The organism is Streptomyces sp. 2-1, from assembly GCF_048564895.1.
Lineage (GTDB): Bacteria > Actinomycetota > Actinomycetes > Streptomycetales > Streptomycetaceae > Streptomyces > Streptomyces phaeochromogenes.
In genome coordinates, this window is record NZ_CP183383.1 from 9,450,275 (window position 1) to 9,471,324 (window position 21,050).

Here is a 21,050-nt window from a genome sequence, read left to right on the forward strand (position 1 = left end):
ACGGTCAGAAGTCCTCAAGGCATCCTGGGAGGAAAGGGGAAGGCCCTGTTCCGAAGGACGGCTCGAATGCCGAGGTCGCACGCTGCGCACACACGTACAGGTGTGTGACGAGGTGTCTCAGGACCTCAGACGAGCAACGTCCTTCTCCAATCGGCGACAACAGAACCGTCATACACCGTACGAGGGGCTCTCCCGGCTGTCAACGAATTAACGTGAGCCCCCACCTCGACCGCACCAAGGAGACCCCGTGCCCACCGGTTCCCTCTCGTTGCCCGCCCGGCTCTACCTGCTGGCCTGGGACACCACGAAGCTGAAGGTCACCGACGCCGCCCACCTCCCCCACATCGTCCGGGCCGGTGCCCTCACCGAGCTGGCACAGCGCGGGCTGCTCGCCGACGTGGACGGCATCGCCACGCCCACGGACCCCGACGCCCAGACCGGGGACCCCGTCCTCGACGGGCTCCTGGAACTCGTCGAGGAGTCCCGCCCGCACAGGTGGAAGACCTGGGTCGGCCTGCGGGCCCGCGTCACCCTGGACGCCGTACGGGCGCAGCTCGCCGCCGACGGATACCTGCGCGCGGAGAAGACGCGGGTGCTCGGGGTGTTCCCGTCCGTCGAGTACGAGATCGACCGCGTCGCCGTCGTGGACGCGCTGCGCGCGGAGGCCCGGGAGGTGCTGGAGGGGCCCGTGCCCGTCGAGGAGGTGCCCGAGCAGGACGCGGCACTCGTCGCCCTCGCCGCCGGGGCCGAGCTGCGCACGCTGCTTTCGGGCAAGGAGCAGCGGCAGTACAAGCAGCGGATCGAGGACCTGGTCGAACGCAGCGGGGCGACCACTCCCGCCTTGAAAAAGGCGGTCCAGGAGGTCCGTTCGGCGGTGGTCCTGGTGATGACGACGACAGGCGTGCCCGGGAGCTGAGCGCGCGAGCCGCCCCCGTCCACTGGTGAGCGGCGCGGAGGGAGCACCGGACCCGGCCGCCACCCTGGAGGGAGCCGTCGCCCTCCTTGCCACTGGGGCCCGCGGATTCTTCCTGCCCGTCCGTCCCGTCGGCCCGGTCACCGTCAAGTTCCTGGCCGCACACGCGCTTGTCCGCCGTGCCGCGCGGGAGCTGCTGGGCACGGGAACGTACGAGTCGCCGGCCGGCGTACTCGACCACGGCGAGCTCAACACCCTGCTGGGGAAGGGGCGCCGACCTCTCCGGAAGGGGTCAGCAGGCGTCCCGCAGGAGTTCGGCCAGCTGCTGGTCCAGGTCCTGGTGCAGATGCTCCAGACCGAAGGGCACGACCTGGGTCGTGCTCTCCAGGAAGCGCCGCAGTTCGCCCGTGCGGACGTGGACCACGGCGGTGCCCTCGGGGGCGTGGAACTCCAGGACGATGCGGTCGTATCCGTACGGCCGCACGCGGACGTCGCCGTGTCCCACCGGCTCCTCCAGGCCCGAGGCGAGGAGCTCGCGGGCGAAGGTCCAGATCACGTCCACGCCTTCGAGCGTGGCCGGGGCCGGGAAGGACATGCGGACGGCGAACGGGTCGTGAGGGTCGTACCGGAGGGTTGCGGGAATGCTCGGCATCCGCGGAGCCGCGGCGACGAGACGGGCCTCTACGGGCTGCTCGATGACGGTGGACAACGCCTTGCTCCCTTGTGACGGCTGGACGAACGGTGGACGGATGAGCCGGGCACTTGTAGAGACGCTCGAACCGGCCGATCCGTGCGCACCAAAGTGCAGGAAATTCGAGTGACCTCCGTCACCGCCTTCAATCACGGAAGTGATCAAAGATTCCTGAAGTGACCTCCGATGCCTTCCGGGGCATCTGGACGCCACTGGGGGAGTGGGCTAGCTTCGCCCGCCATGAGGGGCTTGGGGAAGACGCGACGCACGAGACTTACGGGATTCACAGGGCGCACGGGATCCACAGGGCGCACGGGATCCACGAGACGACTGGTGACGGCGGGGGTGTGCGGACTCGCGCTCGCCGCCACGCTCACGGCACCCGCGCAGGCACACGGACCGGACCAGGGGTCCGACCAGAGATCGGGCCAGGTGGCAGACAACAGGTCGGGTGGCGGCTCGGGTGACGGCTCCGGTGGTGGGAAGGCGCCGCACTGGGAGCTGAAGGACAGCGGCACGGACGTGCGCTTCCGCGGGCTCTCCGCCGTCAGCCGGAACACCGCCTGGCTGGCCGGGTCCAAGGGAACCGTGCTGCGCACCGCCGACGGCGGCAAGAACTGGCGGAACGTATCGCCGCCGGGAGCCGCCGAGTTGGAGTTCCGCGACATCGAGGCCTTCGACGGCAGGCGCGCCGTGGTGCTGGCCATCGGCGAGGGCGAGGCGTCCCGGGTCTTCCGGACCGAGGACGGCGGGTCGACCTGGACCGAGTCGTTCCGCAACACCGACGCCAAGGCCTTCTACGACTGCATCACCTTCTTCGACAGCCGCCACGGCCTGGCCATGAGCGACCCGGTGGACGGCAAGTTCCGCATCCTGTCGACCCGCGACGGAGGCCGCTCCTGGCAGGTGCTGCCGAGCGCCGGCATGCCCGCGGCCCAGACGGGCGAGGCGGGATTCGCGGCCAGCGGGCAGTGCCTGGTGAGCTCGGGGTCGCGGGACGTGTGGATGGCCACCGGCGGGGCGGCACGCGCGCGCGTGCTGCACTCCTCCGACCGGGGCCTGACCTGGACGGCCACCGACACCCCGATCCCGGCGGGCGACCCGGCGCGCGGCGTCTTCGCCGTCGCCTTCCGCGACCGGACGCACGGCATCGCGGTCGGCGGTGACTACCGCGCCGACCAGGCCTCCCCGCAGGCCGCCGCGACCAGCCGCGACGGCGGGCGTACCTGGACGACGGCCGGCACACCGCCGCCCGCCTACCGCTCGGGCGTCACCTGGCTCCCGCACAGCCGCACGTCGGCCCTCGCGGTCGGCCCCACCGGCACCGACCTCACCACGGACGGCGGCCGCACCTGGCGCACGCTGGACACCGGCTCGTACGACACCGTGGACTGCACCCCAGACCGGGCCTGCTGGGCCTCCGGCGAGAAGGGCCGGGTGGCCCGCCTGGAGCGCTGACCGGGATCCACCGGGCGAACGGGCGCGGCAAGTGACCGTCGGCCGCGGGGTCGTACGCTCGTCACATCATGACGACGACCGTACGCATCCCCGCGGGCTGGCCCGCCACCGAGGACCAAGCCCGGGCCGTACAGGACGAGTTGCGGGGGCGGGTGGTCCTCGACGAGCCCGGGCCGCCGCCGGGAACCGGCCGGGTGACCGGGGTCGACGTGGCGTACGACGACGAGCGCGATGTCGTCGTGGCCGCGGCCGTCGTGCTCGACGCGTCGACCCTCGACGTGGTCGCCGAGGCCACGGCCGTGGGACAGGTGCCGTTTCCGTACGTCCCCGGCCTGCTGGCCTTCCGGGAGATCCCGGCCGTCCTGGCCGCCCTCGAAGCGCTGCCGTGCGCACCGGGCCTGGTCGTCTGCGACGGCTACGGCCTCGCCCACCCCCGCCGCTTCGGCCTGGCCAGCCACCTCGGCGTCCTCACCGGCCTGCCGACGATCGGCGTCGCCAAGAACCCGTTCACCTTCACGTACGAGGAGCCGGGCGCCCCGCGCGGATCCGCCTCACCGCTGCTCGCGGGCGAGGAGGAGGTCGGCCGGGCACTGCGCACACAGGCGGGCGTCAAGCCGGTGTTCGTCTCCGTCGGCCACCGGGTGACCCTGGACACCGCCTGCGCCCACACCCTCCACCTCGCGCCGCGCTTCCGCCAGCCGGAGACGACCAGGCACGCGGACGCCCTGTGCCGACGGGCGTTGAAGGCGACCGCCCTCTGAGACGGCTCCCTGAGTACGGGTACTCGGCACCGGATTCTGAGTACGCGTTCTGAGTACCAGTTCTGAGTATCTGTACGGATGCCGGGCCCCCGCCATGATCGGCAGGCTGTGACGCATGACGACACACCGTGCCCCGAAGCCCGCCACCAGCCCCACCCAGCCCGTCGAGCGGGCCGTGATGGCCGGACTGCTCCTCGCCGTCCTCGCCGGAGTCGCCTGGATAGCCGGGATGATCTACACGGTCATGGGGTGGCCGCTCTGAGCAGTTCCTCGCGGCCGATGACGTCGGCCCTCGTGGCCGGCACAGTGCACGCGTACGCCCCGGCGATCGCGCCGAAGAGCCCGCACCGCTCGGGCGGTTCGCCGCTCAGCCTGCCGAACAGATAGCCCGCCGCGAAGGCGTCCCCGGCCCCGTTCGAGTCCACGACCGGCGCGCTCGGCGTGACGGCCGGGATGCGGGTCAGTTCACCGTCCAGCAACTGGTACGCGCCCTCGGCCCCGGCGGTCGCGACGACCACCTCGGCCCGGCCCCGCTCGGCGATCCGCCGCATGGTCCGCTCCCGGTCCGCCAGCTCGGCCGCCGACAGGAACACGACGTCGGCCTCATACGCGAACGCCTCGTGATACGCCTGCGTACCGTCCCAGTTGTGCAGATCGGTCGAGATGCTCACCCCCGCCTCGCGCAGCTCCGGAAGGGCGTACGCGCAGGGGTGCGTGATGGACACATGCGCGTGCCGGCTCCTCGCGGCGAGGGCCCGTACGGTCTCCGGCGGCAGCCGATCCTCCTCCCGCGCGCGCGTGCTGTCGTACAGCGAGAGCCGCCGCCCGTCCGGCCCGACGAGGTTCACCGCCCGCTTGGTACCGCCCGACTGCGGAACGTCGGTGAGCGGCACACCCCGGTCGCGGTGCAGCGCCCGCACGAGATCCCCCGCGTGATCCTCACCGAGCATGTCGAGATGGTGCGTCCGCAGCCCGAGCGCATGCACCCCGAGTGCCACGAAGTCCCCGGTCTGCCCGGCCCGCGTCTCGATCGCGGGCACCATGTGGCTGTCGGCGAAGGGCAGCGGCAACTCGGGCACGTACACGATGGTGTCGACCCCGGCACCCCCGAGAACGAGCACGTCGATCGAGCGGCTCAAGTGCCCTCCTGCGATGGTCGAGTGTGATGGCCGGGGTCCAGGCCCGCGGGGCGCCTCGCGAAGCGCTACCGCGTGGCGGCCACCCGGAAACTGATCCCAGCTCCCCGCAGCCGTTCAATCAGCGATTCCCCCATGGCGACAGCAGTCGTCACCTGCCCGGACGTCGAGGGAAGCTCGTCGAAGGCAAGGCACAACGCGGACTCGGCCAACATCTTCGCGGTGTCCCCGTACCCGGGATCCCCACCGGAGACCTCGGTGAACACCCGTCGCCCACCGCCCTCACCGACGAACCGCACGGAGAACCAACTCTCCGCCCGCTTCTCCTCGCTGGGCCCGTCGCCGGGCTTGAGCCGGTCGGAGAGCCACCGCCGCACCGGCGGCACCTGCGCCGCCGCGATGACCGCCCCGGCCCCTGCCGCCCCGCCCAATGCGAAGGGCAGCGTCTCGACGGCCGCGTAGTGCCGGTAACGGAAATCGGGCCCGTACCGCTCCAGCGCCCGCGCGGACCGCTGCACGATCTGCGCGTCGATGGTGGGCAGGGGCAACGCCCACGCCCCGACCTCCTTGGCGTACCGCGGAGCGCTCGGCGGCGCGTACGCCCGCCGTCCCACCAGGCGGGGCTCGTGCCGCTTGCGGTCCCGCGCCGCGGCGAGCATGTGCCGTCCGCGCGACATCTGGTTGAGGGCGGAGGCGAAGGTGCCGCCCGAGAACATGCCCCCGGCGCGTACGAACCCGTCCACGGTCAGCGGCACCCCTTCGGGCAGCTGACGCACGGTGAAGTAGGCGCCCAGGTCGTGCGGGACCGAGTCGAAGCCGGCGGCGTGCACCAGCCGCGCGCCGGTCTCACGCGCGCGTGCGTCGTGCCGCACGTACATGAGGTCCACGAACTCCGACTCACCACACAGGTCCAGGTAGTCGGTGCCGGCCTCCGCGCAGGCAGCGACCAGGTCCTCGCCGTACGTGAGGTAGGGCCCGACGGTCGTGGCCACCACGCGCGCGTGCTCCGCGAGTTCCCGCACGGACGCCGGATCGGTGACATCGGCCCGCAGCAGCGGCAGCTCCGCGCAGGCCGGGTCGATCGACGTCAGGCGCTCCCGCAGCTGTTCCAGCTTCGCGGTGTCGCGCGCCGCGATCGCCCACCGCAGCCCCTTGGGAGCGTGCGCGGCGAGATACTCCGCCGTGAGCACTCCGACGAACCCCGTGGCCCCGAAGAGCACGATGTCGTACGCGCGCTCCGTCCTGTCCTGCCTGCTCATGGCACCTCTCAGCCGTCCAGCCCGCGCCGTTGTCGGTGGCTGAGGCTAGCGTGAGGTACGAGGAGCCGAACCAGTACCCCGTGCGAGGGGCCGAAAAGGACCGGAGGCAGCCGTGGCCCCGACGAAGACCGCCCTGAAGAAGTGGGAGAAAGTACGAGAGTTCGCCCTCGGACTGCCGGGCGCGGCCGAGGAGTTCCCCTGGGGCGAGAGCGTCGCGAAGGTCAACAAGAAGGTGTTCGTGTTCCTCGGAGTCGCCGACGGCAGCTATCCGCTGGGCGTCACCGTGAAGCTCAAGGACGAGGTGGCGCACGCCCACGCGCTGTCCTCGCCGGGCGCGGAGCCCGCGGGATACGGCCTGGGCAAGGCCGGCTGGGTGAGGGTCCCGCTGGAGGAGAAGGGCGCCCCGGCCGCGGAGCTGCTGTGCGACTGGGTCGAGGAGAGCTACCGCACCATCGCGCCAAAGAAGCTCATAGCGGAGCTGGACTCGCGCTGAAGCTCCTGGTTGGCTTCCAGAATCTACTAAGCGCTTGCTCGTCAGGGCTTGTGCGGAGTGGAACGCGTTCTTAACATCACTGATGTTACATCAGGTGTGTCACAGTGCTGGGGGCTTGATGGCAGCGGCAGGAACGGCAGTGCACGGCCCGCTCGCCGGGGTGCGCGTGGTCGAGCTGGCGGGCATCGGGCCCGGCCCGTTCGCCGCCATGCTCCTGGCCGACCTGGGCGCGGACGTCGTCCGCGTGGACCGGCCGACCGGCGGGGGACTGGCGATCAAGCCCGCCTACGACATCACCAACCGCAACAAGCGCTCGGTGATCGTCGACCTGAAGGCACCGGAGGGCGCGGACCGCGTCCTCGACCTGGTCGACCGCGCCGACATCCTCATCGAGGGCTACCGCCCGGGCGTCGCCGAGCGCCTCGGCGTCGGCCCCGAGGCCTGCCACGCCCGAAACCCGAAGCTCGTCTACGGACGGATGACCGGCTGGGGCCAGGAGGGCCCGCTCGCCCCGCGCGCGGGCCACGACATCGCGTACATCGCGCTGACCGGCACCCTCGGCATGATCGGCGCGCCGGGCGAGCCTCCGGCCGTCCCCGCGAACCTCGTCGGGGACTACGCGGGCGGCTCGCTCTACCTCGTCGTCGGCGTCCTCGCCGCCCTCCACCACGCCCGCGCGACCGGCGCGGGCCAGGTCGTGGACGCGGCGATCGTGGACGGCACGGCCCACCTCGCCTCGATGATCCACGGCATGATGGCCGCCGGCGGCTGGCAGGACCGGCGCGGCGCCAACCTCCTCGACGGCGGCTGCCCGTACTACGGGACGTACGAGACGGCCGACGGCCAGTACATGGCGGTGGGCGCCCTGGAGGGCCAGTTCTACGAGGAGTTCGTGCGGCTGCTCGGCCTGGGGGAGTACGTCTCGGCGCGCAAGGACCTGTCCCGCTGGGGCGCCCTCCGCGAGGAGGTCGCGGCCCGCTTCAAGAGTCGTACGAGGGACGAGTGGACCGAGGTCTTCGAGGGCTCCGACGCCTGTGTGGCCCCGGTGCTGTCGCTCCGCGAGGCCCCGCACCACCCGCATCTCGCCGCCCGCGGCACCTTCACCGACCACGGCGGCATCACCCAACCCGCGCCCGCGCCCCGCTTCTCAGCCACCCCCACCGCCGTCCGCAGCGGACCCGCACTGCCGGGCGCAGACACGGCGGACGTGGCCGATGACTGGGACGTGCCGGATCTCCTGAAGGGCAGCGCCGAGCCGGAAGGCAATAGCGAACTGACGAGCAACAACGAACCGAAGGGCAGCGCCGAATGAAGCGGCAGATCTTCGCGCCCGAGCACGACGCGTTCCGGGAGACCGTCCGGACCTTCCTCGCCAAGGAGGTGCTGCCGCACTACGAGCAGTGGGAGAAGGACGGCATCGTCTCGCGTGATGCCTGGCTGGCCGCCGGACGGCAGGGGCTGCTAGGACTCGCAGTCCCGGAGGAGTACGGGGGCGGGGGCAACGCCGACTTCCGCTACAGCGCCGTACTCGCCGAGGAGTTCACCCGCGCGGGGGCCGCAGGGCTGGCGCTCGGGCTGCACAACGACATCATCGGGCCGTATCTAACGGGCCTCGCCACCGAGGAGCAGAAGAGGCGCTGGCTGCCCGGTTTCTGCGACGGCTCACTGATCACCGCCATCGCCATGACCGAGCCCGGCGCCGGATCGGACCTCCAGGGCATCAAGACGCGCGCCGAGGACCGTGGCGACCACTGGCTGCTCAACGGCTCCAAGACCTTCATCTCGAACGGGATCCTTGCCGACCTGGTGATCGTCGTCGCGAAGACGACCCCCGAAGGCGGCGCGAAGGGGCTCTCCCTGCTCGTCGTCGAGCGCGGCATGGACGGCTTCGAGCGCGGGCGCAACCTCGACAAGATCGGCCAGAAGGCCCAGGACACCGCCGAGTTGTTCTTCCACGACGTACGCGTCCCGAAGGCCAACCTCCTCGGCGAGCTCGACGGCGCGTTCGTGCACCTGATGACGAACCTCGCGCAGGAGCGGCTGAACATCGCCGTCGCCGGGATCGCCGCGGCCGAGTACCTGCTGGAGATCACCACGGAGTACGTCAAGGAGCGCGAGGCCTTCGGACGGCCGCTGTCCCGGCTCCAGCACATCCGCTTCGAGATAGCCGAGATGGCCACCGAGTGCGCCGTCACCAGGACGTTCGTCGACCGTTGCACAGAGGACCACGCGAACGGCGAACTCGACGCGGTGCACGCCTCGATGGCCAAGTGGTGGGCCACCGAACTGCAGAAGCGCGTCGCGGACCGCTGTCTCCAACTGCACGGAGGCTACGGCTACATGACGGAGTACCGAGTCGCCAGGGCCTTCACCGACGGCCGCATCCAGACCATCTACGGCGGGACGACCGAGATCATGAAAGAGATCATCGGCCGCTCCCTGCTCGGCTGACCCTCCCGGCCCTCGCGGGCTCTCCTCGAAAGGCTCACGCGTGACCACCGAAGCGTACGTGTACGACGCGATCCGCACCCCGCGCGGCCGCGGCAAGGCGAACGGCGCCCTGCACGGCACCAAGCCCGTCGACCTGGTCGTCGGGCTCATCCACGAGATCCGGGACCGCTTCCCGGGGCTCGACCCGGCCGCCATCGACGACATCGTGCTCGGTGTCGTCGGACCCGTCGGCGACCAGGGCTCCGACATCGCCCGGATCTCCGCCATCGCCGCCGGACTGCCCGACACGGTGGCCGGAGTCCAGGAGAACCGCTTCTGTGCGTCGGGCCTGGAGGCCGTCAACCTCGCCGCGATGAAGGTCCGTTCGGGCTGGGAGGACCTCGTCCTCGCGGGCGGCGTCGAGTCGATGTCCCGGGTGCCGATGGCCTCCGACGGCGGCGCCTGGTTCGCCGACCCGATGACCAACATCGCCACCAACTTCGTACCGCAGGGCATCGGCGCCGACCTCATCGCCACCATCGAGGGCTTCTCTCGCCGGGACGTCGACGAGTACGCGGCCCTGTCCCAGGAGCGCGCCGCCGCGGCCTGGAAGGACGGCCGCTTCGAGAGGTCCGTCGTCCCCGTGAAGGACCGCAACGGCCTGGTCGTCCTCGACCACGACGAGCACCTGCGCCCGGGCACCACCGCCGACTCGCTGGCCAAACTCAAGGCGTCGTTCGCGGACATCGGCGACCTGGGCGGCTTCGACGCCGTGGCGCTGCAGAAGTACCACTGGGTGGAGAAGATCGACCACGTCCACCACGCGGGCAACTCCTCCGGCATCGTGGACGGCGCCTCGCTGGTCGCCGTCGGCTCGAAGGAGGTCGGCGAGCGCTACGGGATCACCCCGCGCGCGCGGATCGTCTCCGCGGCCGTCTCCGGCTCCGAGCCGACCATCATGCTCACCGGGCCCGCGCCCGCCACCCGCAAGGCGCTCGCCAAGGCCGGGCTGACCATCGACGACATCGACCTCGTCGAGATCAACGAGGCCTTCGCCGCGGTCGTCCTGCGCTTCGTGAAGGACATGGGCCTGTCCCTGGACAAGGTCAACGTCAATGGCGGCGCGATCGCCCTCGGCCACCCGCTCGGCGCCACCGGCGCGATGATCCTCGGCACGCTCGTCGACGAACTGGAGCGCCAGGACAAGCGGTTCGGCCTCGCCACGCTCTGCGTCGGCGGCGGCATGGGCATCGCCACGATCGTCGAGCGCATCTGACTCCCCAGTGGACCAACGGACTTCCAACGGACTTCTACGGAGAACCCCCTCATGACCGAGAGCACCACCATCCGCTGGGAACAGGACGAGACCGGCGTCGTCACCCTGGTCCTCGACGATCCCGCCCAGTCCGCGAACACCATGAACCAGGCGTTCCGCGACTCGCTCACCGTGATCGCCGACCGTCTGGAGGCGGCGGTCCAGGCCGACCCCGACTCCGTCCGAGGCATCGTCTTCACCTCCGCCAAGAAGACCTTCTTCGCGGGCGGTGACCTGCGCGACCTCATCCGCGTCACCCCCGAGACCGCCCAGCAGCTTCTCGACGGCGGCCTCGCCATCAAGCGCGACCTCCGCCGCATCGAGACCCTCGGCAAGCCCGTCGTCGCCGCCATGAACGGCGCGGCCCTGGGCGGCGGCTTCGAGATCGCGCTGGCCTGCCACCACCGCGTCGCCCTCGACGCGCCCGGCTCCAAGATCGGCTGCCCCGAGGTCACGCTCGGCCTGCTGCCCGGAGGCGGCGGCGTCGTCAGGACCGTACGCCTCCTGGGCATCGCCGACGCGCTCCTCAAGGTGCTCCTCCAGGGCACCCAGTACAGCCCGCAGCGCGCGCTGGAGAACGGCCTCGTCCACGAAGTGGCGGCCACCCCCGAGGAGATGCTCGCCAAGGCCCGCGCCTTCATCGACGCCAACCCCGAGTCGAGCCAGCCCTGGGACAAGCCCGGCTACCGCATCCCGGGCGGCACCCCGTCCAACCCGAAGTTCGCGGCCAACCTGCCCGCCTTCCCGGCCAACCTGCGCAAGCAGACGAACGGCGCGCCCTACCCGGCGCCGCGCAACATCCTCGCGGCGGCCGTCGAGGGCTCGCAGGTCGACTTCGAGACCGCGCAGGTCATCGAGGCGCGCTACTTCGTGGAGCTGGCCGCCGGCCAGACCTCCAAGAACATGATCCAGGCCTTCTTCTTCGACCTCCAGGCCGTCAACTCCGGAGCCAACCGGCCCAAGGGCGTCGAGCCCCGCCAGGTCCGCAAGGTCGCCGTCCTCGGCGCCGGGATGATGGGCGCGGGCATCGCGTACTCCTGCGCCCGCGCGGGCATCGACGTCGTCCTCAAGGACGTCTCCGCCGAGGCGGCGGCGAAGGGCAAGGGCTACTCCGAGAAGCTCTGCGCCAAGGCCGTCTCCCGGGGCCGTACGACCCAGGAGAAGGCGGACGCGCTCCTGGCCCGCATCACACCGACCGCCGACCCTCAGGACGTGGCGGGCTGCGACGCCGTCATCGAGGCCGTCTTCGAGGACTCCGCGCTCAAGCACAAGGTGTTCCAGGAGATCGAGCACATCGTCGAACCGGACGCGCTGCTCTGCTCCAACACCTCGACCCTGCCGATCACCGCCCTCGCCGAAGGCGTCGAGCGTCAGGTCGACTTCGTCGGGCTGCACTTCTTCTCGCCCGTCGACAAGATGCCGCTCGTCGAGATCATCAAGGGCGAACGCACCGGCGACGAGGCACTCGCCCGCGCCTTCGACCTCGTACGGCAGATCAGGAAGACCCCGATCGTCGTCAACGACTCGCGCGGCTTCTTCACCTCCCGCGTCATCGGGCACTTCATCAACGAGGGCGTGGCGATGGTCGGCGAGGGCATCGAGCCCGCCTCCGTCGAGCAGGCCGCCGCCCAGGCCGGCTACCCCGCCAAGGTTCTCTCCCTGATGGACGAGCTGACCCTCACCCTGCCGCGCAAGATCCGCGCCGAGTCCAAGCGGGCCGTCGAGGAGTCCGGCGGCACCTGGACGGCGCACCCCGCGGACGCGGTCATCGACCGCATGGTCGACGAGTTCGGCCGCCCCGGGCGCAGCGGTGGCGCGGGCTTCTACGAGTACGGGGAGGATGGCAAGCGGGGCGGACTGTGGCCCGGGCTGCGCGAGCACTTCACGCGCGCGGGGGGCGCCGAGGCCGAGATTCCCTTCCGGGACATGCAGGAGCGCATGCTGTTCTCCGAGGCGCTGGACACCGTCCGGCTCCTGGAGGAGGGCGTCCTGACGTCCGTCGCCGATGCCAACATCGGCTCCATCTTCGGGATCGGGTTCCCCGGCTGGACTGGAGGCGTCCTTCAGTACATCAACGGATACGAGGGCGGCCTGCCGGGCTTCGTGGCCCGCGCGCGTGAGCTCGCCGAGCGGTACGGCGAGCGGTTCACGCCTCCGGCGCTGCTCGTGGAGAGGGCGGAGAAGGGGGAGGGGTTCGGGGGCGCGTGAGGGTTTGACGCCGGGTTTTCTTCGCCCCCGCCGCCCCTACCCATTCCCGTCCCCTGGGGCTTCGCCCCAGACCCCGTGCCCCGTGGGGTGGGTTTTCGGGTGGAGGTTGGTTGTTGCTGGCCGCGCAGTTCCCCGCGCCCCTAAGTACCTAGGGGCGCGGGGAACTGCGCAGTCTTTTGGGGGTTCGGGGGCGGAGCCCCTGAGGAAGGGACGGGAATGGGTAGGGGCGGCGGGGGCGAAATACCCCCGGCCCCGCCGACCGTACCGCTCAGCGACACGCCCCCCTTGCCCCCGGCCCAGCGGGCCTCGACGCTGACCGGCGACCCCAGGTCCCCCTCCCCACGAGGAGCCAACGATGGGCCCCCGCCCCGCCCCCGCCCTGCTCGACATCCTGCGAGGCGAGGGCGTGGACCGCGTCTTCGGCAACCCCGGCACCACCGAACTGCCGTTCCTGGCAGCCCTCGCGGACACCGAGGAGGCACCCGAGTACGTCCTCGGCGTCCACGAGGCCGCGGTCGTCTCGATGGCCGACGGATACGCCCGCGCCACAGGCCGCCCAGCCTTCGTCAGCCTCCACATCGCGGCAGGCCTCGCCAACGGACTCATCGGCCTGCTCAACGCCCGCCGCTCGCGCACCCCGCTGGTGGTCATGGCGGGCCAACAGGACCGCCGCCACCTCCAACAGGACCCCATGCTCTCCGGGGACCTGGTCGCGCTCGCGGCACCCGCCGTGAAGGCGACGTACGACATCCAGCACGCCCACGACCTCCCGCTCGCGCTGCGCCGCGCCTTCGCACTCGCCGTACGGCCGCCCGCCGGGCCCGTGTTCCTGTCGGTTCCCATGGACCTGCTGGCCGAGGACACGGAGGTAGACGTCCCGGCCCGCACGCCGCCGCTCAGGCCCACCCCCGCCGGGGGCCTCGACAGGGCCGCCGTCCTGCTCGGCGCCGCCGCCAGGCCCGTGATCGTCGCGGGGGACGGGGTGGGCCGCGAGGATGCGATGGCCGCGCTCGTCCGGACCGCCGAGACGTGCGGCGCGCCCGTGCACCACCAGCCGATGGCGGACCACCTCGACTTCCCGACCACTCACCCCCTGTACGCGGGGATGCTGCCACCGCGCCACGACGCGATCCGCACCGCGCTCGCCCCGTACGACACCGTGCTGATCGCCGGGGCGCACGCGTTCACGCCGCACCACTACAGCCCTGGTCCCGCGCTGCCGCCCGGCATCACGGTCGTACAACTCGACTCCGACCCGGACGAGATCGGCCGCAACTTCCCGGCCGACCACGGGGTCGTGGGCGCGCTCCGTCCCTCCCTGGACCGGCTCGCGGAGTTGCTGCGCGAGCGGGTTCCCGAGCGCACGGCGAAGATCCGGGTGCTGCGTGCGTACGACCGGCACACGGTCGAACGGGACCGCACGGAGGCCGCCGCGCGGGCCGCGTACTCTCCCGCGCCCCTCGCCCCCTGGGCCGCAGCCCACGCCGTCGCCCGCGGGCTGCCACCGGGTGCCGCCGTCGTCGAAGAGGCCATCACCGTGGGCCTGTTGCTGCGCCGGCTCGTACACCTCGACCGGCCCGGCAGCTACACGCACACCGTCGGCGGCGGGCTCGGCTGGGGCATCGGCGCCGCGGTCGGCCGGGCCCTCGCCGAGCCGGGGCGGCCCGTCGTCGCGGTCCTGGGCGACGGCTGCGCGCTCTTCGGCCTCCAGGGCCTGTGGAGCGCGGCCCGGTACGCGGCTCCCGTGCTGTTCGTGGTGATGAGCAACGGCGCGTACCGCACGCTCCAGAACACCTACGAGGCGATGGGCGGCAACGGGCCATGCCCCGGCACCGAGTTGGGGCGACTCGACTTCACACAGGCGGCCCGCTTCTTCGGGGTCGACGCGGTGCGCGCGGAGAGCGCGGATCACTTACGTGAACTGGTGGGTGGGGCAGGTGAGTTGGTGCGACCGATGCTGGTCGATGTGCCCCTTCGGTGACGGGGAGAGGGAGGGGAGTGGGAGGCGGCCGGTGACTCACAGGGCCCCGCACCTTGTCACCCGTCTGCCGGGGCCGGACCATCGGTCCATGACGGACAGTCAGGTGCCTCGAGTACCTCAGGTGCCGAAGTCGGTGCTCGCGCGCGGGGCGGCGCTGCTGCGGGCCTGTGGTGAGTCCGAGGGAGCTCAGAGCCTGGCCGAACTCGCGCTGCGCACGGGGCTGCCCAAGCCCACCGCGCACCGGCTGCTGGGCGAACTGGTCCGGCTGGGGCTCGTGGAGCGCGGACCGGACGGCCGCTACGGCATCGGGCTCGCCCTGTTCGTACTCGGTCAGTCGGCGCCGTCCGCGCGTGAACTGCGGGACATCGCCCTGCCGTTCCTCGGCGACCTGTACGAGGCGACCGGCGAGAACGTGCACCTGGCTGTGCCCGACGGCCCCGACACCCTCTTCCTGGCCAAGCTCACCGGCCGCCGCGCCACACCGATCGTCTCGCGCACCGGTGGTCGCCTGCCTGCCCACTGCACCGCCACGGGGAAGGTCTTCCTGGCCCACGACCCCCGGCCGCCGGGTGTCTCCCTGCCCAGGCTCACCCCGCGCACGCTCGTCCTCCCGGGCCAGCTCGCCCGCGACCTCGCACGGACCCGCGCCCGCGGCTTCGGCGTCAACCTGGAGGAGGCCGAGATCGGCATCTCCGCCGTCGCGGCCCCGGTCTACGCCCACGAACGCCGCCCGGTCGCCGCCATCTCCGTGACGGGCGGGACCCGGCGGCTCGACATGGAACGCGTCGGCGCGCGGGTGTGCGCGGCGGCGCGTGCTCTGACGCGGGCGCTGTCGGCGTGAGAGGTACAGGGGCTGGGCGCCCGGAGCCGGTCACTTCTCGGTCCCGGTCCTCCCGCCCGCCTGCATCGACACCGCCAGCTCGTGCTCGGTCAGCCGGGCCCCGCTCAACTCCTCCACGGTCCGGCCCCGTACGAAGACCAGCACCCGGTCGCAGACCTCGGTCAGTTCGGCCAGGTCGGTCGAGGCGATGAGCACGGCGGCACCGCCCGCCGCCAACTCGCCCACGATGCGGTGCATTTCGGACCGTACGCCGACGTCGACGCCACGCGTGGGGTCGTCCAGGACGACGATCCGGGGCTCGGTGGCCAGCCACTTCGCGAAGACGACCTTCTGCTGATTGCCGCCGGAGAGGCGGGCCACGACGTCGTGCGGGTCGCCGCGCAGCCGCAGACGTTCCGTCAAATCACCTGTGCGCTGGATCAGTTCGGCCCGCGAGGGCAGGAAACCGCCTCGCCCCAGCGCCAGCCAGCTCACCGCCGTGGTGTTCTCCCACACGGTGCGGTCGGTCATCAGCCCGTACCGTTTGCGGTCGCTCGGCACGAAGGCCACGCCCGCCCGGACCGCGTCCCGCAGGGACCGCGGCAGCCCCCGGCCGCCGATGTCGACCCGGCCGACAGAGACGGCCGTACGCCCGCACACCACCGCCAACGCGTCGAGATGGCCCGCTCCTTGGAGCCCGGCCACGCCCACGACCTCTCCCGCGCGCACGGTGAAGGTCACGTCCGCGAGGCGCCCCGGTACGCACACCCCGGAGAGCACGACCGGTGGCGGCCCGTCGGCCACGGCACGCGTCCGCCGTACCGGCTGCTGCGGAGTCCCGCCCAGCATCGCCGTCACGAGATCCGGCACGCCGACGTCCTCCCGCCGTACACCGGCCAGCGTGACCCGTCCGTCGCGCAGTACCGTCACGCGTTGCGCGAGGCGCATCACCTCCTCCAGGAAGTGTGTGACGTACAGGATCGCGATGCCCCGCCCGGTGAGCGTCCGCAGGACCTGTTCGAGGCGGTCCACGGCGGCGGCCGGCAGCGCGGATGTCGGCTCGTCGAGCACCAGGACTCGCGGCCGGCGTAGCAGCGCCCGCGCGATCTCCGTCAACTGCTGGTCGGCGAGCGGAAGTTCACCGACCAGGGTGCCGGGCTCGACGTCGAGCCCCAACTCCGCGAGTACTGGGCGCGCTGCCCGGTCCATGGCGCTCCGGTCGAGCAGCCCGAAGCGACGCGGCGGACGGTAGGGGAAGAGGTTCTCCCGTACCGACAGATCGGGGAAGAGGCTCAACTCCTGGGAGACGACGGCGATTCCGCCCGACCGCGCCTCCGGCGCGAGCCGCACCGTCCCGTCGTCCGGCCGGAGCGTGTCCGACAGGATCCGCACGAGAGTCGACTTGCCCGCCCCGTTCTCGCCGACCAGCGCATGCACCTCACCGCCCCGCAGCCGGATGTCCGCTCCGTCCAGGGCCCTGACCCCGCCGTACGACTTGACCAGGCCCTGCGCGGCCAGCATGTCGCCGTACGTCATCTCAGCGCGCGTCCTTCAACGGCTTGAGCTGCGCCTTCTGGTCACCGAGCAGCTTGTCGATCACGGGCTGGTACCAGTCGTACGCCGCCTTCGCGGACTTCTGCCGCGTGATGATCTCGTCGATGTTGGAGGAGTCGACGACCCCGCCGGGGGAGAGGAACCAGCCGTCGGGCAGCTTGCCGTCGTTGTCGCGCACCGACTCGATGAGCATCGCCGTCGAGAGGTAGCCCTTGAGGAAGTGCTGCGGGTCGATGGCGACGAAGTTCGAGCCGTCCTTGACCGCGTCGAGGGTCTTCGGGTCGACGTCGAAGCCCGCCGTCAGCCACTTGCCGTTCTTCTCCTTCTTGATCTTCGCGAGGTTGTAGCTGTCGGCGTCACCGACCCCCAGGAAGGCGAGGGCCTTCGGGTGCGCGCCCACCTGTGACGACCAGGAGCTGTGGTTCTGCCCGGGATCGCTGTACGTCTGGAAGGGGCCGAGCACCTTCACGCCCGGTGCCTCCTTCCTGAACGTGTCGGCGATGCCCTTGGCCCGGTTGTCGAGCACCGGCGTCCCCGGATTGGGCACCCCGACGACGATCTCCCCCTTCGGATCGTCGCCGAGCCGTTTCAGAGCCTCCTTTGCCATCAACTCGCCCAGCGCGTAGTTGTCGTTGCCCACGTAGAAGGTCACCTTGCTGCCGTCGGTGGGGGAGGTGTCCAGGGCCACGATCGGGATGCCCTGGTCGACGGCGCGCGCGGCGGGCCGGGTGAAGATCGGCGGGTCGAGGTTCTCCAGGACGATGCCGTCCTTGGCGCGGGCCGTGAGGTTCTGGAAGAGCTGCACCTCGGCGGGGCCGTCCGTGTTGGGCGGCCCGACGGCCTTGAAGTTCACGTCCCCCGCGTGGTCGGCGGCGCTCTCGGCGCCCAGCACCATCTCGTGGGCGAAGTTCAGGCTGATGTTGGCCACCGCGATGCCCATGTCGAGCTCGCCGCCGCCCGAGCCGCCGGGGCCGTCGTCACTGCCGCAGCCGGTCACGGAGAGGAGGACCAGCGCGCCGAGCGCGGCGGACAGCGTACGCAATCGGGAGTGCATGGCGGCCTCCAAGGCGGCTCCGAACAAACTCCGAACCAGGCTCCGAACAGGGCCCGGGCCAATCCGAACCAGGCTCCGGACAAAGGGACTTCAATGTCGACGGCGTCCGCCGCGCCGCAGCGCGCTGTCCGCCGCGACCGCGACGAGGATCACCCCGCCGGTCGCGAACGACGTCCAATTGATGGGTACTTCGAAGAACACGAGCCCGGAGGCGACGACGGACAGGATCATCGCCCCGGCCACCGCCCCGACCACCGAGCCACGGCCGCCCGCGAGCGGAGTGCCGCCGATGATGCACGCGGCGATGGCCTGCAACTCGTAGCCCTGGCCGAGCGTGGGATCACCGGCGCCGTAGTACGCGAGCGCGAGGACCGCCGCGCAGGCCGTGGTGAGGCCGGACAGCACGAGGGCCTGGACACGGGTGCGTACGACCGGGATACCGCTGAACTCGGCGGCGTCGGGATTGGACCCGATCGCCCGCACCCGAGCCCCGAACCGGGTGCGGGCGAGCAGCACCGCGAGAACGACCACGACCGCGAGCAACACCCAGAGCGCGAAGGGCACTCCGGCCGCGTCACCGCCCGCGAGCGTGAAGAACGAGTCGTCCAGCGGCAGATCGGTGATCTGCTTCCCGTCGGCGAGCGCCAGCCCGACACCGCGGAACAGCATCAGCGTGCCGAGCGTCACGATGAACGACGGCAGCCCGAGCAGCGTCGTGACCAGTGCGTTGAAGACCCCGAGCACGATCCCGGTGACCAGCACCGCCGGGACCGCCAGCCAGGGCGCGACACCCTCCCGGATGAGCAGGGCGCCGACGACCAGGCACATCGCGTAGCTGCCGCCCACCGACAGGTCGACCTCGCGCATGGCGAGCGCGAAGACCATGCCGCACGCCATCAGCGAGATGTAGACGGAGTTGTGTGCCGTGGAGAGCAGGTTGTCGCTGTCGAGGAAGTCCGGGTAGGGGATGCCGATGCCGGCGACGAGCAGTGCGAGGACGACCAGGACGCCGAGTTCGTCGGGCAGCCGTCGCCGCCAGTTCCCGACGCGGCCCGCCGACAGCCGACCGCGACCGGGCGACAGCCCGAACCACCGTCCGCCGCCGCCCTGTTCGCGGGCGCGCTCGGCGTCGTCCACGGCACGGTCGGTCTCGGTCATCGGGCACGGCTCCCGAACGCTCGCGGCTGGGGGTCGCCCCGCAGCGTCGGGCCGCCGGGCGCGCGCGGCAACGCGGCCGTTCCAGCGAATGGAACAGGCGCGGTGGTGATCGGGGCAACGCGGGGACCCACCGGCCGAAGGGAGCCGCCGCCGGACCCGGCCACCGCGTTCCGAAGACCGGAAACGCCCCCTTGCCCGCCGCCTGACGGGTCATCACACTGCCCGCATGGAGACGCGGACCGCGTTGGTGACCGGAGCGGCACAGGGCCTCGGGCAGGAGTTCGCCGTCGCGCTCGCCGGACGAGGCTACCGAGTCGCCGGACTCGACCTCGTCCCGCAGACCCGGACGGCCGAACGCGTCCTGGACTACGTGGAGTTGATCGCCGACGTCACCGACGAGGCGCAGGTCCACGCGGCACTTGAGCGGGTGCTGGAACAGTTCGGCACGCTGCACGTCCTGGTCAACAACGCGGGCGTGTACCCGGAGTCGCCCTTCGAGGACATCACGCCCGAGGAGTGGCGGCGCGTGATGCGCGTCAACCTGGAGGCGCCGTTCCTGATGACCCGGGCCGTCCTGCCGTACCTGAAGGCGGCGGGCTGGGGGCGCATCGTGAACATCGCCTCCGCGGCCGTCCTCACCGCACCGCCCACCATGGTGGCGTACACCGCCTCGAAGGCAGGCCTGATCGGCTTCACCCGGGCGCTCGCCTCGGCGCTCGGCCCGTACGACATCACGGTCAACGCGATCGCGCCGAGCATGGTCCGTACCGCGACCGCCGAGCGAACGGTCGGCGCCGGCGGCGGTTTCGAGCACGTCCGCGCCCAACAGGCCGTCCCCAGAACCCAGGAGCCGTCCGACCTGGTCTCCACGTTGCTGTACGTCGTCGACGAGGGCAGCGGCTTCCTGACGGGCCAGACGCTCAACGTGGCAGGCGGGTCGGCGTACTTGTGAGAGTCGGAGGTGTGAGGGACCGGGGGCGGCGGCTCAGGACTCCTCGGTGAGCCACTCCCGCAGCTCTTCCTTCAGAGACCGCTGAAAGGTCGTCAACAACGCCTGCACCACGAGCGGTTGCATGTGCGCGGACAGGTCCTTCACCGCCTCGACGGACTCGCGCTCGGACACCTCGTCCCGGAACAGCAGGGACAGCTCGTGGGCCGCGGCGCGCGTGTGCTTCAGCAGGACCGTGCGCGCGGCGAGGATCGTCTCGTGCGCGATCGGTACGTCGAGCAGCTGGACGCCGAGCCGCAGCAGCCCGAGGTCCACGCGGTACGTGCCCGGGGCGGCCGCCTCCCTGACGACGCTCATCGCGACGAGCCGGTCCAGGTCCTCCGCGCTCAGTGGCCGGCCCGCCCGGCGCTCCAGCTCCGCGCGGCTCACCTCCTCCGCCGAGTCCGGCGCCCAGGAGGCCACCACGGCCCGGTGGATGGCCAGGTCATGGGCGCTGAGCCCCTCCGGGAGCTGCTGCAGATAGCGCTCGATCGCGGCCAGCGTCATCCCCTGGTGCTGCAGCTCCTCGATGAGCGCGAGCCGGGACAGATGCTCCTGGCCGTAGTGCCCCACCCGGCGCGGCCCGATCACGGGCGGCGGCAGCAGCCCCCGCGTGCCGTAGAACCGCACGGTCCGCACCGTGACCCCGGCCCGCGCGGCCAGCTCGTCGACCGTGAGCGTCGGCTCCTCGATGTCCGTCGCCATTGACCGCTCCTTCGGGTGCCACATCTGCCTCACGGGTGCGGTGCAACAGTATTGCTGTCTCACCTGCGTTGTGAAAGCTCCCACGGGCGGCCGGCGGGCCCCGAATGCCGTGGCCGATTGTCAGTG

19 protein-coding genes are annotated in these 21,050 nt (G+C 71.6%); 12 read left to right on the forward strand and 7 right to left on the reverse strand.

The window, feature by feature from the left end; all coding sequences use genetic code 11:
- Positions 1 to 247 precede the first annotated feature (247 nt).
- Positions 248 to 916 (forward strand): GOLPH3/VPS74 family protein, encoded by a 669-nt coding sequence (locus tag ACN20J_RS41430; RefSeq protein WP_419667948.1) that lies wholly within the window; start codon positions 248 to 250, stop codon positions 914 to 916.
- Positions 917 to 1,205: 289 nt separating this feature from the next.
- On the opposite strand, the gene ACN20J_RS41435 is transcribed toward ACN20J_RS41430, so the two are convergent.
- Positions 1,206 to 1,622 (reverse strand): SsgA family sporulation/cell division regulator, encoded by a 417-nt coding sequence (locus ACN20J_RS41435; RefSeq protein WP_189839578.1) that lies wholly within the window; start codon positions 1,620 to 1,622, stop codon positions 1,206 to 1,208.
- A 315-nt stretch (positions 1,623 to 1,937) separates the two neighbouring features.
- Between ACN20J_RS41435 and ACN20J_RS41440 the strand changes: the two genes are divergently transcribed.
- The 3 genes from ACN20J_RS41440 (at position 1,938) to mmpA (ending at position 4,085) form a co-directional block, all read left to right on the forward strand.
- On the forward strand, positions 1,938 to 3,062 hold the full coding sequence (locus tag ACN20J_RS41440) for a WD40/YVTN/BNR-like repeat-containing protein (protein WP_419667949.1): 1,125 nt from the start codon (positions 1,938 to 1,940) through the stop codon (positions 3,060 to 3,062).
- Between the two features lie 68 nt (positions 3,063 to 3,130).
- Positions 3,131 to 3,823 (forward strand): endonuclease V, encoded by a 693-nt coding sequence (locus ACN20J_RS41445; protein WP_419667950.1) that lies wholly within the window; start codon positions 3,131 to 3,133, stop codon positions 3,821 to 3,823.
- Positions 3,824 to 3,938: 115 nt separating this feature from the next.
- The gene (gene mmpA, locus ACN20J_RS41450; RefSeq protein ID WP_169801948.1) at positions 3,939 to 4,085 is read left to right on the forward strand and encodes a morphogenic membrane protein MmpA; all 147 of its coding nucleotides are present in this window, start codon (positions 3,939 to 3,941) and stop codon (positions 4,083 to 4,085) included.
- Here mmpA and ACN20J_RS41455 read toward each other — a convergent pair.
- Positions 4,066 to 4,962, reverse strand: coding sequence for an adenosine kinase (locus ACN20J_RS41455; protein ID WP_419667951.1), 897 nt, complete (start codon positions 4,960 to 4,962; stop codon positions 4,066 to 4,068). The genes mmpA and ACN20J_RS41455 overlap by 20 nt on opposite strands.
- A 65-nt stretch (positions 4,963 to 5,027) precedes the next feature.
- Positions 5,028 to 6,218: a saccharopine dehydrogenase family protein gene (locus ACN20J_RS41460; RefSeq protein ID WP_419667952.1), complete on the reverse strand. Its 1,191-nt coding sequence runs from the start codon at positions 6,216 to 6,218 to the stop codon at positions 5,028 to 5,030.
- A 112-nt stretch (positions 6,219 to 6,330) separates the two neighbouring features.
- Here ACN20J_RS41460 and ACN20J_RS41465 point away from each other — a divergent pair, with 112 nt between their 5' ends.
- From ACN20J_RS41465 to ACN20J_RS41495, 7 genes are all read left to right on the forward strand, one after another.
- Complete coding sequence (locus ACN20J_RS41465) at positions 6,331 to 6,711, forward strand: MmcQ/YjbR family DNA-binding protein (RefSeq protein WP_189839574.1); 381 nt, start codon at positions 6,331 to 6,333, stop codon at positions 6,709 to 6,711.
- Between the two features lie 118 nt (positions 6,712 to 6,829).
- Complete coding sequence (locus tag ACN20J_RS41470) at positions 6,830 to 8,023, forward strand: CaiB/BaiF CoA transferase family protein (protein ID WP_419667953.1); 1,194 nt, start codon at positions 6,830 to 6,832, stop codon at positions 8,021 to 8,023.
- On the forward strand, positions 8,020 to 9,162 hold the full coding sequence (locus ACN20J_RS41475; RefSeq protein WP_419667954.1) for an acyl-CoA dehydrogenase family protein: 1,143 nt from the start codon (positions 8,020 to 8,022) through the stop codon (positions 9,160 to 9,162). Before ACN20J_RS41470 ends, ACN20J_RS41475 begins: the two co-directional genes overlap by 4 nt.
- A 40-nt stretch (positions 9,163 to 9,202) precedes the next feature.
- Positions 9,203 to 10,417 carry an acetyl-CoA C-acetyltransferase gene (locus tag ACN20J_RS41480; RefSeq protein WP_419667955.1) on the forward strand — a complete coding sequence of 405 codons (1,215 nt, stop codon included), beginning with the start codon at positions 9,203 to 9,205 and terminating at the stop codon, positions 10,415 to 10,417.
- Between the two features lie 51 nt (positions 10,418 to 10,468).
- Entirely contained in the window at positions 10,469 to 12,664 is a 2,196-nt protein-coding gene (locus tag ACN20J_RS41485; protein WP_419667956.1) for a 3-hydroxyacyl-CoA dehydrogenase NAD-binding domain-containing protein, read from the forward strand.
- A gap of 355 nt (positions 12,665 to 13,019) precedes the next feature.
- Positions 13,020 to 14,645: a thiamine pyrophosphate-binding protein gene (locus tag ACN20J_RS41490; protein WP_419667957.1), complete on the forward strand. Its 1,626-nt coding sequence runs from the start codon at positions 13,020 to 13,022 to the stop codon at positions 14,643 to 14,645.
- A gap of 88 nt (positions 14,646 to 14,733) precedes the next feature.
- A complete protein-coding gene (locus tag ACN20J_RS41495; RefSeq protein ID WP_189839568.1) occupies positions 14,734 to 15,486 on the forward strand; it encodes an IclR family transcriptional regulator in 753 nt (250 codons plus the stop codon).
- Between the two features lie 30 nt (positions 15,487 to 15,516).
- Here the strand turns inward: ACN20J_RS41495 and ACN20J_RS41500 are convergent, their stop codons facing one another.
- From ACN20J_RS41500 to ACN20J_RS41510, 3 genes are all read right to left on the reverse strand, one after another.
- Positions 15,517 to 17,001, reverse strand: a complete 1,485-nt coding sequence (locus ACN20J_RS41500; protein WP_361901547.1) for a sugar ABC transporter ATP-binding protein — start codon at positions 16,999 to 17,001, stop codon at positions 15,517 to 15,519.
- A 1-nt stretch (position 17,002) separates the two neighbouring features.
- Entirely contained in the window at positions 17,003 to 18,073 is a 1,071-nt protein-coding gene (locus ACN20J_RS41505; RefSeq protein WP_419667958.1) for a sugar ABC transporter substrate-binding protein, read from the reverse strand.
- A gap of 90 nt (positions 18,074 to 18,163) precedes the next feature.
- A complete protein-coding gene (locus ACN20J_RS41510) occupies positions 18,164 to 19,231 on the reverse strand; it encodes an ABC transporter permease (protein WP_419667959.1) in 1,068 nt (355 codons plus the stop codon).
- 226 nt (positions 19,232 to 19,457) lie between these two features.
- Between ACN20J_RS41510 and ACN20J_RS41515 the strand changes: the two genes are divergently transcribed.
- Positions 19,458 to 20,183 carry an SDR family NAD(P)-dependent oxidoreductase gene (locus tag ACN20J_RS41515; protein ID WP_189839564.1) on the forward strand — a complete coding sequence of 242 codons (726 nt, stop codon included), beginning with the start codon at positions 19,458 to 19,460 and terminating at the stop codon, positions 20,181 to 20,183.
- Between the two features lie 33 nt (positions 20,184 to 20,216).
- Here ACN20J_RS41515 and ACN20J_RS41520 read toward each other — a convergent pair whose 3' ends face one another.
- Entirely contained in the window at positions 20,217 to 20,924 is a 708-nt protein-coding gene (locus ACN20J_RS41520; RefSeq protein ID WP_419667960.1) for a MerR family transcriptional regulator, read from the reverse strand.
- Positions 20,925 to 21,050 lie beyond the last annotated feature (126 nt).